The organism is Legionella septentrionalis, from assembly GCF_003989745.1.
Taxonomy (GTDB): Bacteria; Pseudomonadota; Gammaproteobacteria; order Legionellales; family Legionellaceae; genus Legionella_A; species Legionella_A septentrionalis.
On sequence record NZ_RZGS01000001.1, the window covers coordinates 22,614 to 36,940 of the forward strand.

Sequence of the window (14,327 nt, forward strand, 5' to 3'; positions counted from 1 at the left end):
CTTCTCAATAAATATTAAAACGTTCCTGCGCCAAACGGTAAAGCGGGCGCCAAAGAATATGATTAAAGAATAATACATAAAGACACATCATTGCGGTACCTAAGGCAATTTTAGGGAAATCCCCTGCAAGCGTGCTGGCTTGGATGTATTCGCCAAGCCCGGTGGCTTTCAGCGTTGTATTTCCCCAGCTTACCAGTTCGGCAACGATACTGGCATTCCAGGCCCCGCCTGCGGCAGTAATTGCCCCGGTAATATAAAAAGGAAATATGCCCGGCAATGCCAGGCGCCGCCACCATTGCCAGCCTGTTACACCGAAATTATCTGCAGCCAAACATAAGTCCCGTGGAATCATGGACGCGCCCGCAATCACGTTGAATAAAATGTACCACTGCGTGCCTAAAATCATAAGCGGCGTTATCCATATTTCTACATTTAAATGGAAACGCACAATGGCAATGACGAATAATGGATAAAAAAGGTTGGCTGGAAACGCTGCCACGAATTGAATCACAGGTTGTATTTTTTGCGCTACCCGTGGTCGCAATCCTATCCAAACGCCCACCGGAATCCAAACCAGCGAACTTAAAATAATGAGGACAATAACCCGTATTGCCGTAATAGCCCCTAAAAAAAACACATGGAAAATTTCGCTGGCCAAAAGTTCTGCCAAAATAAATTTCAATAACAAATAACCGCCAGTAAGCACCCCGATGAGCACCAAGCCATTCCATATCCAATCCATGTGGCGCTGCCGGGTATAATCTACCTCCTTAGCCAATTTCGGCCCGGTTTTTTTAATCCATGGCGGATTTACAAACCAGTCTTTCAAGAAACGGCCGCCATGGCCAAACCGCTTCATTAAACGGCTGCTGCGCATCCAGTCTACCAACCAGGACTGGTATTCATCCTCATCCGGGGATTGCTCCATTTTAAATTTTTCCGACCAGGCAATCAGGGGGCGAAATAATATTTGGTCGTAAAGAAAGATAACAAATACCATGGTTAAAATAGCGTAACCTACTGCATGTAAATCGCGCTGCTCAATGGCTAAGGCAATGTATGAACCTATGCCAGGCAAGCGGATATCCTGATGCGCCACGACAATGGCTTCCGATAAAACCACAAAAAACCAGCTGGCTGACATGGAAATCATCATATTCCATAACAAGCCTGACATGGAATAAGGTACTTCGACTTTCCAAAAACGCTGCCAGGAGGACAATTGAAACATGTCGGAAGCTTCGCGCAAATCATGTGGCACCATTTTCAGCGATTGGTAGAAACCAAACGTCATATTCCACACTTGGGCGGTGAAAATTACAAAAATGGCAGCGCATTCCGGGCCCAGCAAACTGCCGGGAAAAAGATGGATAAAACCGGTAATCGTTATTGCCAGGAAACTTAATACCGGCACCGACTGTAAAATATCAATAGCAGGGATGATAAGTTGCTCCGCACGGCGGCTTTTGGCGGCCAATGTACCGATCACAAACGTAAAAAAGAGTGAGAAAATCAAGGCAATAAACATGCGTAACACGGTCCGCAATGCATAGAAAGGCAATTTGGCAGGATCCAGTGAAATGGGAAGTGGTTTGCCGATTTCATAAGGGGTTGCCATTTGGTTGGCAGCCCAGGCCAGGAAGAAGAGTACAGAAAAAATCAGGATAAGCAGCAATAAATCCCAACGGTTGATGTAGCGGCTGACATTCTCACGATTGGCAAAATAAAAACGATTATTAATCACAAGCCTCTCCTCACGCCAGCCTTTCGGGCTTTAAGCCCTTGTTCATCAAAGCATTTTTACAATACCTTAAGAGTAAATCCAACGATGTATTCTAACATAAGTTGTTTAAAAATCATGCTCCGTTTTGTCAGGGAATGAAAGATAACAAAAAATTCACTGTAAGCAAAATTTAATCATGGGCGTTTGCACGAGAAAAAAATTTTTTGGTCCAGACTGCATGATGTAACTGTTAAACCCAAGGTCTGCAGCATTTAGCCGCGGACCTTGAATTCAGAGCCAATACATACATAAACAAGCGTTTCCAAACGGAAGCAGGCCCTGTCACTAGCATCTTAAATCTTCACATGATTAGCTCTTGCCCAAAACCTCAACTGGCGGCATTCTTTAATAAATGATGCAACAGCAGATGCAGAGCTGAAAGGAATCAACCCTTTGTCTAATTTCACCAGAGGGTTTTTGCTAAGAACAGGTTCTAAATCTGCATTAAAGCCAATGAATTTAAAATTGGCATAAGCGTCCAAAATAAATTCATTTACCTTAATCTCGTTTAATATGGGATCGTCTTTTGCCACTAATAAGACAATTGCATCAAATAAAACAGCCGGCGCCCCGCCTATTTTTTCGTGCGCGGCAACAACAGTCCCATCGTTTAAAGTAACGCCGCTAATCGTTGGGCAAACGATGGTGTAAGTCGCTTTTTCTTTTTGTATTTTTTGGATTAATGCATTGAACAATGTGGCGTCAGCACTTTCCCCAAGCAAAATGCCTATATGGCGGCCTGCCAAAATTTGCGGATTATTGGCTAATATGCTTAATTTAGGCGAAGCTGGAAGTTCCAAGGTAGGTTTAGCTGCCTGGCAAGGTTTAGGGAGTTCTTTTAAGCCCAAACCATTTTTTACACCTAGAGCCAATTCTTTATCTATGTTTAACAAATGCGCGACCACGCGGATGCGGATTTTCTCATTTTCTACTTTACTCAATTCAAAAACGAGAGCATTTTTGATGTGATTTTTTTCTATGTCATTTTGGCTAATGTAAAATTGCCGCGCCTGGCTATAATGATCGGCAAACTTTTCAGGCCTAATCCGCAATTTATTATCCTCAATGAATTGGGGGTAGGTTTTAAAACCTGACGTGGTGTTTTCAGCCGGTCCTTCATGCAGGGAATTGGGATTATAATTAATCCTGCCTTTAGGGTTATAAAAAGCCATATGCCCGTCTTGTTGAAAATTTGCAAACGGGCATTTAGGGGCATTGATAGGCAAGTGCGTGAAGTTAGGGCTGCCCAACCGCTTCAATTGGGTATCGAGATACGAAAAATTTCTTCCTTGCAGCAATGGATCATTTGTAAAATCAATACCCGGCACTATGTTTTGGGTGCAAAACGCGACTTGTTCTGTCTCTGCAAAGAAATTGTCCACGCATTTATTTAATACGAGACGTCCGACAATGCGGATAGATATCTCTTCTTCCGGAATTAATTTTGTTGAATCCAGTACATCAAAGGGAAATTTTTCACAAAATTGCTCATCGAATATCTGTAAGCCTAACTCCCACTCCGGGAAATTCCCACTGTTAATCGCATTCCACAAATCGCGGCGATGATAGTCTGGGTCGGCGCCATTAATCTTGACTGCCTCGTCCCAAGTAACGGATTGTAAGCCTAATTTAGGTTTCCAATGGAATTTTACAAAACTGGATTTTCCCTTTTTATTAATCATGCGAAAGGTATGTACGCCAAAACCTTCCATGAACCTAAACGAGCGGGGGATTGCCCTGTCAGACATAATCCACATGACCATGTGCATGCTTTCCGGGGTCAAGGAAATAAAATCCCAAAAATTGTCATGAGCTGTTTGCGCCTGGGGGAAACCGCGATCTGGCTCATCTTTTGCCGCATGGATGACATCGGGGAATTTGATGGGATCTTGAATAAAAAATACCGGGATATTGTTTCCTACAAGATCCCAATTACCCTCTTGGGTATATAGTTTAACTGCAAAACCCCTAACGTCCCTGGCTAAATCGACCGAGCCTTTATTTCCCGCTACCGTAGAAAAACGGACGAAAGCGGGCGTTATCTCCCCGGCTTTTTGAAAAAGATGTGCCGAAGTGATATCAGATAAAGTATCATAATTTTCAAAAAATCCATGCACGCCAAATCCACGCGCATGCACGACACGCTCTGGTATACGCTCATGATCAAAGTGAAAAATCTTTTCACGGAAAATAAAATCTTCCATTAAAGCCGGGCCATTGCCGCCAACCCTTAACGTATTTTGATCATCAAAAACAGGTACCCCTTGCTGCGTTGTCAAAGATGCGGTGTCTTTATCCATTATCCTATGCGTCTCCCCGCCAATTCCTTGCAGCAGGGTTTCATCATCAAGATTTATTTTTTTGTACAAATCCTTTAAATCAGCCATAAAATATCCTTATTCAATTTAAGATGCTGCATTCTCGTTAGCAGCGACAAGCTTTAGCATATTTGCAGTCGCAGCTACTTTATCCTACGTGCTCTTTTTTAAATATCCTCATTTCCTTCCCAATTTCCAGGAGAACTTCTTCATCGAGCAATTTTTTTACTTGTGGGAAAAGTTCTTCTTCCTCTTCCGTTGCATGGTGATCAACATCTTCCCTCAACTGCTGAAAATGCTTTTTCCAGGCTTCTTCCGTTTTAAGCTTATTTATCTTTTCTATAGATTGCTCGGCATGCCGTTCTTCTTTAAGCAAATGCTTCACCATGTCTGGTAATTCATCCTTAAAATGAGGATACCAGACTGTCTGCTCCATCTTCTCATGACGAATGAGAGTCTGGGCAAGCTCATCAAATAACTTTAACTGGGTTTCAAAGCGATGGGAGGGGTCAATAATATCGGCAAACATTTTTCGCGCGTGCTGGTGTTCCTGAATTAAAAAGTCAATGGCGTTCATTTATCGTCCTTAATCATGTTAAAAAACCCATAATAGAGTTAAGACGTCTTCCCTGAACAAATCAAATAGGGCTGCAACTATAAATAACCTGGCCTGCCTGGTTCATTTTCTGCCCGGCAATAGTTGAAAATATAAATGCCTGCAAGTTAATTTATTTTGTCCAGCCAATTAATCCCCAAAAAACAGGAAGGAATTATTTCAAGAATATTGCGCACAATGCATGCTTTTCCTTGCCTGCGCCATTTGCCTTGCATATGATTAAGCTTTTGTTTTTATAAGTAATTACAACTTGGATGCATAATGAGATTTAATATAAGCTGCATGGCTATTCTTTTTTCTATAAGCGCAACGGTTGCAGCAGGCACTACTGGGGGCGCCTGTGTCGCGGGTAACGTCGCAACTCCTTGTGTTGAAAACAAATGGGATCTAGGTATTCAAGCTTTATATTTACAACCTTTGTACTCAGATTCCTATAGTTATTTCGGTTCATTTGTTGATGCCGGCGGCAACCGACTTTATAACCCCGAGCGCCCCCGACATGCCTGGGCTTTTAATTTACAAGGAGCTTACCATTTCGAAGCTGGCCGGGATTTGCAACTCAGTTGGTATCATTATGATAAATCCTACGGCAAGCAATATCTTACCGGAGACACTACTACTCCCAGCATTGACGCGGCAAATTTCCATCCCCGCTGGGATGCAGTAAACCTTGAGTTCGGGCAAATGCTGCAATTGCACGTGAAGAAATACATACGCTTTCATGGCGGAATACAATATACCCAGATTAAAATCACGCAAAACAATGTGAGCACCCTTGGGGAGCCCACTATGCAAAAGGATACATTAAAATTTAGCGGCGCCGGGCCACGCATTGGTTTGGATTTAGCTTATGACGTATTACCAGCTTTTGCTGTTTACGCGAAAGGAGGCTCATCCTTATTGCTAGGCACCAACAAATTTGCCCGCTCCCTCACGGTTGCAGAGGTTACGGGAAGCGCCACAGGCCGACAAACCAGCTTGGTCCCGGAATTGGAAGGCAGCCTGGGTATGCAATATGCACATCTCTTCACCCATGGGACGCTGGAACTGACACTCGGCTATTTGTGGATCACTTATTTTAATGCCTTGCAAATTGGCCATGTAAATGAAGACCAAATAGATGAAACGAGCTTTTCACCGCAAGGGCCTTTTGTGGGAGTAAAATGGAGAGGCGGTAATTAAAATGGCTTATGGTCTGGAGATACTTCATGTCTTATCTAAAAAAAGTGCTGTTTGGTTTTTTGGGATGTTTTTTTTATTTAAATGCCTGGGCAGAAACGATTGTAAATCCCGCTCTTTCTGTGTGGGTGAATGAAGCCATCGTCTCCACTTATACTTATGATTATAAAAATTTTTTGCAGCGTCAAAAAGAAATTGCCCGTTATTTTACATCCCAGGGTTGGATAAATTACAGCAAGGCATTTACCGAATCCAAATTGCCTGAAACCGTGCAAAAAAATGCCTATGAGGTGAGTGCCGTTGCCGCCATGCCGCCCGAGATTACGAGCTTGCGCGATAACCATTGGCGAGCGGTAATGCCCTTGCTGGTGGTTTATAAAAACCCTCAATACGTACAAAAACAAATGCTTGCAGTAAGCATTGAATTTACTGCCGTTCCGAAAGGGCAAGGTATTCGGGGTTTGGCTATCGTAAGCCTCCAGTCTAAAGTCATTGAACCGCCCTGCAAATGTGCCAATGAATCCGTAGGTACCGCAGAAAATGCACCTTCATCCTAGGAAAACAACTTAAAATTCTTGTGTGCATAAAAGTATTTACTCAATGCTTAGAATCACTTACTGTATATGTTTGTTTTCCAGGGAGAGGAAAATGCACAGGAAGGCGTCTTCCCTACTATACGGGATTTTATTATTTCCTTTATTTTTTGCAGCACCCCTATTCGCACTGCCTTTGTACAAAACACCCCAGTGCGTCTTGTTGGGAGGCGAGCCTTCCCTGATTATAAAATTCAAACATTACACTTCTAATTTAAAAACAAAAAAACCACTGCCACAGACAATTTTGCAAAAAATCTCACTCCCTGGCATAAAATTTGTTAACGCTAAAACTTTAAGCCGCGGCTTATACCTTGTTTTTTTCGAACTCGATAAAAAACAAGATATGGCCAACCCTCCCGTTCAATTAAAAACTTTGCGAAAAAACTGTTTTACGCGAGAAAGCGTGCGGCAACTCGTCAATTACTTAAAAAAACACCCCGAAGTGGAAAGTGTTATTCCAAATTTCATCATTCCTCATGCAGCAACTGGCTTAACGGGTAAGTCTCCCTTTCAGCAGCAAATACTGCAAATCGAAGCCAAGCAATGGAACTTGATGAATCCGCCTGGTGGAGTGAATATCGAAGAAGCTTGGGGAATAACCACCGGTAACCCGAATGCCATGATTGCCGTTAATGATTCCGGTGTAGTAAACAATAATTCGCTGAACCCAAACCTGGTTGTCGGCGTACATTTTTTTGATGGCGGGGAAACCAGTGTCGGTGCTGAACAAACCTGTGGCCCTGAGTGTTCCGGCGAACTCTTTTCCCATGGAACTGCCGTGGCAGGCGTAGCAGCTGCCTCAGGAAGATTGGCGTATGGTGAGCGAGTTTACGGGGTTGGACCCAGCCTTAGAATTCTTCCTGTCAATCAAACCACTCCAATTGACGATACGGCAAGATGTAATGCGGCAGGCCTCACTGCACCATGCCTGCTTACCGTCGCTGCTGATATTATAAATGCTTTAGCCTGGGTAGCTGGAGAACCTTTTACAGACCTGCCAACCCCGCCCGTGCAATTAGTAGCATTAAATGCCAGCTATGGTATACCCAATGAATGCGAACCGCTTTTACAAGAGTTAATTGATCAAATTTTAGCTAAAAATATTACTGTAGCTGCCGCAGCAGGAAATGAAGACCTCAATACAGAGACGAGTTTCCCAGCCAACTGCCGTGGCGTAATTGCAACAGCGGCAACGGATGTCAATGGGCTGCGTACTTATTACTCAAATTTTGGTAATTTGGTGGCATTGGCCGCACCGGGAGGCGACCCGACCGTGCCTGGCCCCAATGATGGCCTTATTTACACCACAGGACTTAATGAATATATCAGTATTGCCGGAACCAGTTTTGCCTCTCCTCATGTTGCCGGCGTGGTTGCATTGTTATATTCCATAGACCCGACCCTGACTCCTAAACGAGTAAGAAAGCTTCTCACTAGTACCGTATCCCCTTTCCCGCCAAGCTCCAATCCGGAAAAAAGCTGCGTGGGCGTTAAATCTTGCGGCGCCGGCATACTGAATACAGGCAATGCGCTGCAACAAGCACAAAGTATTGCTCCCGCACTACAATGGAACGCAAACTTAACCATAAATTTACTAAGTAGCAATTTTGCCACCATCAGCTGGCTGCCGGCGCGCTGGCTGCCTAAGCGCTCTACTCCTATTGTTTATTCGGTTTACTTAAATGGCATACCTGTGCCTGGATGCACCGATTTATTGACCTTTACTTGTACTCTGAGTAATTTGGCGGCGAATACCAATTATACGGTGGAAGTGTTTGCCAGTGATTACCGAAAAATACTCTCCGTCAGCAGCGGACAAAAACCTTTGCTTGCAGCCCCGGTATTAACACAAGCAGTGCGTAACCCTTTGAATAAAACCGTGGCATTCATTTATTTCAGCAATTTTGGAACTGTTCAATCAGGCATCAGCTATACCGTGAATGGCTTGCCTGGAGCAAGTGCTAGTTTTGATGCAATGCATAACCGCTTTGTCGTAAGCGGCGTTAATACTCCACGTGCTGTAACAATATCCATTACGAGTCATTTTGGTATTATGCAGCAATCAAACTCTGTAACCATACCCGCGATTCTATAAGGGACTTAACATGCATAAAAAAATACAATTCATCTTATTCGCGGCATCGAGTTTGCTACCTTTAAGCGCCTTGCATGCCGGATGGTACGCCGGCGTTAATTTAGGCGCCAATTTTGTCAAAATTGAAAAAGACCTCATTTACCCATTGAGCGGCGCAACTCCTACCACAGCAAGCTTTCGCAGCGCCTACAATAATTTTCATGGACAATTGTTGGCAGGTTATGACGTTCACATAAAAGACAAATACAGTTTGGCTTTGGAAGGTAACGTTGACTGGTTTACCGGAAATTCCAAGTTTATTATTGATAACTGGTTTTTAACCACCGATGCCCGAGCTGAGGAAAAGCTTAAAACGGGATGGGGATTATTTTTACTGCCGCAGTATCATTATCAAGACAATATCCGCTTCTTCATAGGGCCAGGCATCTCGCAAGCCAAATTTGCGGTGAATTCAGGAAGTACTGCCGGAAATGTCGGGGTTACCGGGGATTTTAACAAATGGTTAACCGGTTGGGGGCTTAAGACAGGGACTGGTATTCACATCCATCCTAAAACAGAATTGGTGTTGACTTACCAATACACTAATTATAATACGGCGCAGTGGGCAAATATGGAGCCTCTATCGGCAGAAAGCTTAAGCGCAAGGTACAAACCCATCGTCAATACAGTCATGGTAGGGCTCACTTACACTTGCGACGCCCCAACACTTGATAATAAATAAGATGAAATACACTACTTCAAAAAGCAGCGATGATTCTGAATATGAAAGTGAGGGGGGCACGACCTATCGCTGGGAAAATGCAAAAAAAATTATCGGGCAAGGCAAGTATGCTTATGCCAGGCGTTTCATCTCGCCCTTTTCCGGCAAAACGAAAGCAGTCTTAAGCCCCAACGAAAAGGAAAAAGAAAAAATAGATTTTTCTGAAGCACAAAATAAATTCTGCTTTTTCAATGCCCTACATCCAAAACAATGCCATTTGGTTAAACTTGAAAATACTTATCGCTTAGTTTTACCTGAAGTTCCCGGCAAATTGTATAGACATTATAAAGAATCTTTTATAACCAAAGTGCAACAAGCCGAATTTTTTTTGTCTGCCGTAAGAGCGCTTAAAAAAGCACATGATGCAAAAATAATCGTGATGGATTTACACGAAAAAAATATATTTTTCGAGGATGAGAGCAAGGTAAGTTACCTCATTGATGGCGGTTTATCCCACTGTTCCCAAGCGCCCTTGACTGGGGTTTTTAAATGCGATACGCAATCTGAGCTTGAATATAAAAAGGTTAAATACAAGCAATTGCCACCAGAATGCTGGCATTTGAAAATACATTCCGTGCTTGCTGCTCCCACCATGGATATTTATTCGCTGGGTACCATGATGGAGCGGATGCTAGGCTTTTATATTCATCCCCAAATTAAACAGCTTGCGGTGCTATGCCAGCAGGAAAACCCGGTAAAAAGGCCAACGCTTTCCACTTTGGAAGAACAGTTAACTCATCTGTTGACTGAACATACAATCGAGCAAGTGCTAAAAATTGTATTGGAAGAAGAAGATAGCAGCGGGCATCACAACCGCTCCTGTCATCTTTAAATTTGCAAGCAATTAAGACGTTACTTTGAGCACAAGATATGTTACGTGCGCTAGAGTAAAAGCCCCTATCAATAGGAGTATAAAATTTAATTTCCACGGAATGGTAATGTTAATCGCCGATTGCTCGGGCTTCTCCGGATTATAAAATACATCAATACTCTCATTGGATTTATAAGCATGGGCAACTTCATAAGCTACTTTTCTTGCATAGCGAGTATTCGGATTATTGTGCAAGGTATCAAAAAATAAATGCTCCCCGATGAATTCACGGTCATTCACTTTATAAATATACTCAATTTTGGGCCATAAACGATGCCCCTGGGCCATCCATTCGCAGCGGGTTACCTGCCCTTTGGTTACCCACCATGAGCGCGTTTGTACTATTTCCCGCCGCGCCCGCCAAAAATAGGCAAAAAGCAGGAGCAAAAAAAGCAGCCAACCTATATCGACCAGGATCTGCCAGGATAAAAACTGCGTCACGTGACCGCCTCATAGACTAAGTAAGCAGATAAATTTAGACTATATATTATAGAATGATAAATTTCCGCATTATATGAAAATCTCGTTTACTTTTCTTCTTAGCTTTTTACTGCCTTCTTTAGCTTGCAGTATGGATGCTAATACAACGCTTTTACCGGAGCCATTTCCAGTATATTTTTCGCAAACTGGGGTAGCTAATCAATTCTATCCGGGGATGCAACAGGTACTTTTGCCTACCGATAATACTTATAAGGGAAATCCCGGCTGCTACATCCTTTGCTATACGAGACATAAAGGCTTATATCCAGTCTCCCCAGGCATATATGCTACTGGGCAAATCAGGGTAAAGGGTACCTATGTAGGCAGGTTATGCCGTCCTCACGGTTATGAAAGAAAAGACATCAGCAATGAAACTTTCTTTAAGCAACTTTGCAAGAAAAAAATTCCAACCTGCCGCAATTTAATTTGTTGGGCAGGGGGCGATAGCGGCGGTTGGTTCGGCATTCAATAATTAAGCTTCTTAAATGTATTAAGATCAATAACCCTATCCGCCATATCGATTGTTTCCTGGCGGTGCGCGACTATGATTTGCGTGATGCCCAATTCTTTTAAAGCTTGGTTGATCTTTTTTTCATTCTCTACATCGAGATGACTTGTCGCCTCATCCAAAAATAAAATTTTCGGATTTTTATATAAGGCTCTAGCCAATAATAAGCGCTGTTTTTGTCCGCCTGACAAACCGGCACCCATTTCACCTATTAACGTTTCATATCCCATTGGCAATTGACAAATTACTTCATGAATACAGGCGGTTTTTGCTGCATGATGCAGTGCATCCATGTTTATGCATTCTTCAAAAAAAGAGATATTTTCCAGAATAGAACCGGTTAACAAAGTATCTTCTTGCATCACGGATGCAGTAAGCTCACGATAATTTTTCAAACCAAAATCCCCAAGAGCCATGCCATCTACTAAAATTTCACCTTCAATTTCGGTAAACAAACCCATTAAAATTTTTAATAAAGTAGACTTTCCGCAACCCGATGGCCCAATAATGGCTACTTTCTCCCCTGCTTTTATCTCAAAATTTATCCCCTGCAGCACATAAGGCGCATGTGCGCTGTATTTAAATGATACCTGTTTGGCCAACAATGAACCTCGTATTTGCCTTTTAGCGCCAGCCTCGCCAATGCACTCAGGTTGCTGGAATACAATATCGCCTAAACGGTTCAACTGGATAGAAATCAACTTGTAATCAAATACATTCTGAATAAAAGAGGAAGCTTTATTTATAAGCATCAAGCGATAGGAAAGAAAAGCCATCAACATCCCAATGGAAAATTTATTGGCAAACACGAAATAAGCGCCCAGGCAAATGATGCCTAAGTGCTCAAGGTGAAACAAAAACTGGCTTAACGTCTGATAAAACACTTGCATGCGAGCAACTTTTATATCTGCATTTAACGATTGGATATAGGAATTACGCCAGGTATGCAGGCGTAACCGTTCTTTTAAAAAGGATTTGACGGGTAAAATACCTTGTAAGGTTTCAAGGAATATCGATGCCGTTTTCGCATGCAAGTGTATGGAAGCTTCGCTTTGCTTTCTCACAAACTGGTAAGTGGCATAGCGTATAGCGACGTATACGGATAAAGCGCCTAGGACAAAAAACGTAAGCACCTGATTATAAATAAACATGACCAAGACGTTGATGAAAATCATGAAGCCATCCAGTACAGTATTTACGAAATCGGTACTGATTTTTTTCTGAATTTGGTCAATCGATTGAAATTTGGATAAAATATCCCCTTTATTTCTCTGTTCAAAAAAATTGAGCGGTAAATGGAGTAAATGTTGCAAGACATTACTGGAAAATTGTTCTGTTAAGTGGTTGGTTAAATAAATCACCATGTGGCCGCGAGTGTATTCAATGATGATTTGCAGCAACAGCAAAATGCTAAAAGCCAATGCGATAACCAATAAATTGTTCAATTCATTAGATATTAATACGCTGTCCGTTACATATTGAATAAATAATGGATTTAACAAGCCTAAAATCTCTATCGACAAAGAGAGAAGCAACAGAAAAACAATGAATTTCTGTATGCCTGTCGTGCTTTTGACCAAGTCCAGGAGCCCCAGCTTGTTTTTGCTGCGGATCTTTTCAAAACCATCACTCTTTTCAACTTCAAGCAAAATACCCGTAAACGAAGCCGATGCTTCTTGCATATTACAGTGACGGATCCCCATGGCCGGATCATAAATTGTGATCGAATTGCGATTCACTTTTTTAAGAACCACAAAATGATTTAAATTCCAATGTAAGATAGCCGGGCATTTTACCAGCGCCAATTCAGATAATGGCACTTTTAAGGCCCGTGCAGCAAAACCAAGCTTTTCGAATAAATTTTTTAGCGTTGCTAACGTCACCCCATGCAGCGTTGGTTTATCAAGCTTGCGGATGGCATGCATATCCAGTTCATGCCCCCAATAATTGCTTACCATGGCAACGCAAGCGTGCCCGCACTCAGCCGCTTCATCTTGGAGAATTAAAGGTAAGCGCAAGCGTTGCTTAAAAACTAACATTGGATTATTCGTCATACAAACAGTGCTCCGTAATAACTGTAAAGAGGATCCAATATCCATTGCCAAACCTTGCGCTTGGACCCAATAACTACTGCAGTTAATGTCATGCCATGCTGGATTTCTTTTTCTTTCCCATAAATTAATACCGTTTGTTGTTGCAACTTAGCCGTAGCCTTATAATAAGGCTCGCCCACCTGCATCGGTTTTTCTTCCTCAGCGTCTGTGAGTATGCTCGCGCTAATGTCATCAATAACGGCACGGTAGGTACCAAACCGGGTGTAAGGATAAGCATCATAATGGATTAAAATGGCTGTATTTTTCTGTAAAAAACCCGCTTTTTTGACAGGAATAAATAACTCTGCACGCAAGGCCGAGTTTTTTGGGATAATTTTCAGCAAAGGTTTAGCCACATCGAGGTATTGCCCGGGAGTGAACATTATGCTGGCAATTACCCCATCAACAGGCGCTCGCAAGCAATAAAGTTGGCTTTGCCGATATTTGAAAATTTCAATCTCAAGCAAGCTCAATTTATGTTTTAATTGCAGCAATTCTTCCTGTTTTTCATTGAAAGAACTTAACGATGCATAGTGCTTTTGCAGCAATTTTTTTACTGCTTGTAAATGCTGCGTCTTATAAACAATTTCTTCTTCAACCCACCTTTTTTGCTTTTGCAATTCTTTTAATAACTTTTCTTTATCATGCCCGCTTAACCCATCCAAAGCAGTATCAATTAAAAAAAGCGCGTCTCCCTTTTTGACTTCTTTCCCTTGCGATACATAACTCTTAATAATCAAGCCATTGGTTTTGGCGTAAACTTTGGAAACTGCTTTGCTGGTATTGATATAACCTGATACGACAAATTTTTCTGAAAATTCGGCAAATGTGAAAAATAAAATGATTAAAATCACAGTAAGCATTGCAGCCAAGGCCATGTTACGGTATTGCACTGGCGTATTAATAAATACCGAGCCATAAATTTGCAGTTTTTTATTATCGATAACGGCTTGGCGAAATAAATTTTTATTCATTTTATTTTCAATAAGTAAAGCGATGCCAACCGCCTGCTATTTACGCAGGCAGTT

Annotated in this window: 12 protein-coding genes; 6 read left to right on the plus strand and 6 right to left on the minus strand. The window is 42.2% G+C overall.

Annotated features, from left to right (window positions below; genetic code table 11):
- Positions 1 to 4: 4 nt before the first annotated feature.
- The 3 genes from ELY11_RS00120 to ELY11_RS00130 form a co-directional block, all read right to left on the minus strand.
- The gene (locus ELY11_RS00120) at positions 5 to 1,744 is read right to left on the minus strand and encodes an ABC transporter permease (RefSeq protein ID WP_126953154.1); all 1,740 of its coding nucleotides are present in this window, start codon (positions 1,742 to 1,744) and stop codon (positions 5 to 7) included.
- Positions 1,745 to 2,076: 332 nt separating this feature from the next.
- The gene (locus tag ELY11_RS00125) at positions 2,077 to 4,170 is read right to left on the minus strand and encodes a catalase (protein WP_126953155.1); all 2,094 of its coding nucleotides are present in this window, start codon (positions 4,168 to 4,170) and stop codon (positions 2,077 to 2,079) included.
- Positions 4,171 to 4,249: 79 nt separating this feature from the next.
- Entirely contained in the window at positions 4,250 to 4,678 is a 429-nt protein-coding gene (locus tag ELY11_RS00130) for a hemerythrin domain-containing protein (protein ID WP_126953156.1), read from the minus strand.
- A gap of 300 nt (positions 4,679 to 4,978) precedes the next feature.
- On the opposite strand from ELY11_RS00130, the gene ELY11_RS00135 reads away from it, so the two are divergent.
- From ELY11_RS00135 to ELY11_RS00155, 5 genes are all read left to right on the plus strand, one after another.
- Complete coding sequence (locus ELY11_RS00135; protein ID WP_127032284.1) at positions 4,979 to 5,899, plus strand: Lpg1974 family pore-forming outer membrane protein; 921 nt, start codon at positions 4,979 to 4,981, stop codon at positions 5,897 to 5,899.
- A 26-nt stretch (positions 5,900 to 5,925) separates the two neighbouring features.
- Positions 5,926 to 6,453 carry a DotI/IcmL family type IV secretion protein gene (locus tag ELY11_RS00140; protein WP_127032285.1) on the plus strand — a complete coding sequence of 176 codons (528 nt, stop codon included), beginning with the start codon at positions 5,926 to 5,928 and terminating at the stop codon, positions 6,451 to 6,453.
- Between the two features lie 91 nt (positions 6,454 to 6,544).
- Positions 6,545 to 8,587, plus strand: coding sequence for a S8 family serine peptidase (locus tag ELY11_RS00145; RefSeq protein ID WP_158615155.1), 2,043 nt, complete (start codon positions 6,545 to 6,547; stop codon positions 8,585 to 8,587).
- Between the two features lie 10 nt (positions 8,588 to 8,597).
- On the plus strand, positions 8,598 to 9,308 hold the full coding sequence (locus ELY11_RS00150; RefSeq protein ID WP_126953160.1) for an outer membrane protein: 711 nt from the start codon (positions 8,598 to 8,600) through the stop codon (positions 9,306 to 9,308).
- A 1-nt stretch (position 9,309) separates the two neighbouring features.
- Positions 9,310 to 10,179 carry a protein kinase domain-containing protein gene (locus ELY11_RS00155; protein ID WP_126953161.1) on the plus strand — a complete coding sequence of 290 codons (870 nt, stop codon included), beginning with the start codon at positions 9,310 to 9,312 and terminating at the stop codon, positions 10,177 to 10,179.
- Between the two features lie 12 nt (positions 10,180 to 10,191).
- Here the strand turns inward: ELY11_RS00155 and ELY11_RS00160 are convergent, their stop codons facing one another.
- The gene (locus tag ELY11_RS00160; RefSeq protein ID WP_126953162.1) at positions 10,192 to 10,659 is read right to left on the minus strand and encodes a DUF3592 domain-containing protein; all 468 of its coding nucleotides are present in this window, start codon (positions 10,657 to 10,659) and stop codon (positions 10,192 to 10,194) included.
- Positions 10,660 to 10,789: 130 nt separating this feature from the next.
- On the opposite strand from ELY11_RS00160, the gene ELY11_RS00165 reads away from it, so the two are divergent.
- The gene (locus ELY11_RS00165; RefSeq protein WP_233579531.1) at positions 10,790 to 11,170 is read left to right on the plus strand and encodes a hypothetical protein; all 381 of its coding nucleotides are present in this window, start codon (positions 10,790 to 10,792) and stop codon (positions 11,168 to 11,170) included.
- Here ELY11_RS00165 and ELY11_RS00170 read toward each other — a convergent pair.
- Positions 11,164 to 13,260 carry a peptidase domain-containing ABC transporter gene (locus tag ELY11_RS00170; RefSeq protein WP_158614952.1) on the minus strand — a complete coding sequence of 699 codons (2,097 nt, stop codon included), beginning with the start codon at positions 13,258 to 13,260 and terminating at the stop codon, positions 11,164 to 11,166. The two genes, ELY11_RS00165 and ELY11_RS00170, sit on opposite strands and share 7 nt — an antisense overlap.
- Positions 13,257 to 14,273, minus strand: a complete 1,017-nt coding sequence (locus ELY11_RS00175) for an HlyD family secretion protein (RefSeq protein WP_126953165.1) — start codon at positions 14,271 to 14,273, stop codon at positions 13,257 to 13,259. Before ELY11_RS00175 ends, ELY11_RS00170 begins: the two co-directional genes overlap by 4 nt.
- Positions 14,274 to 14,327 lie beyond the last annotated feature (54 nt).

What these genes read in the sequence shown, in the direction of transcription:
- ELY11_RS00125 (WP_126953155.1), bottom strand. Translation starts at nt 4,170, where the DNA reads ATGGCTGATTTAAAGGATTTGTACAAAAAAATAAATCTTGATGATGAA.
- ELY11_RS00130 (WP_126953156.1), bottom strand. Translation starts at nt 4,678, where the DNA reads ATGAACGCCATTGACTTTTTAATTCAGGAACACCAGCACGCGCGAAAA.
- ELY11_RS00135 (WP_127032284.1), top strand. Translation starts at nt 4,979, where the DNA reads ATGAGATTTAATATAAGCTGCATGGCTATTCTTTTTTCTATAAGCGCA.
- ELY11_RS00140 (WP_127032285.1), top strand. Translation starts at nt 5,926, where the DNA reads ATGTCTTATCTAAAAAAAGTGCTGTTTGGTTTTTTGGGATGTTTTTTT.
- ELY11_RS00145 (WP_158615155.1), top strand. Translation starts at nt 6,545, where the DNA reads ATGCACAGGAAGGCGTCTTCCCTACTATACGGGATTTTATTATTTCCT.
- ELY11_RS00150 (WP_126953160.1), top strand. Translation starts at nt 8,598, where the DNA reads ATGCATAAAAAAATACAATTCATCTTATTCGCGGCATCGAGTTTGCTA.
- ELY11_RS00155 (WP_126953161.1), top strand. Translation starts at nt 9,310, where the DNA reads ATGAAATACACTACTTCAAAAAGCAGCGATGATTCTGAATATGAAAGT.
- ELY11_RS00165 (WP_233579531.1), top strand. Translation starts at nt 10,790, where the DNA reads ATGGATGCTAATACAACGCTTTTACCGGAGCCATTTCCAGTATATTTT.
- ELY11_RS00170 (WP_158614952.1), bottom strand. Translation starts at nt 13,260, where the DNA reads ATGACGAATAATCCAATGTTAGTTTTTAAGCAACGCTTGCGCTTACCT.
- ELY11_RS00175 (WP_126953165.1), bottom strand. Translation starts at nt 14,273, where the DNA reads ATGAATAAAAATTTATTTCGCCAAGCCGTTATCGATAATAAAAAACTG.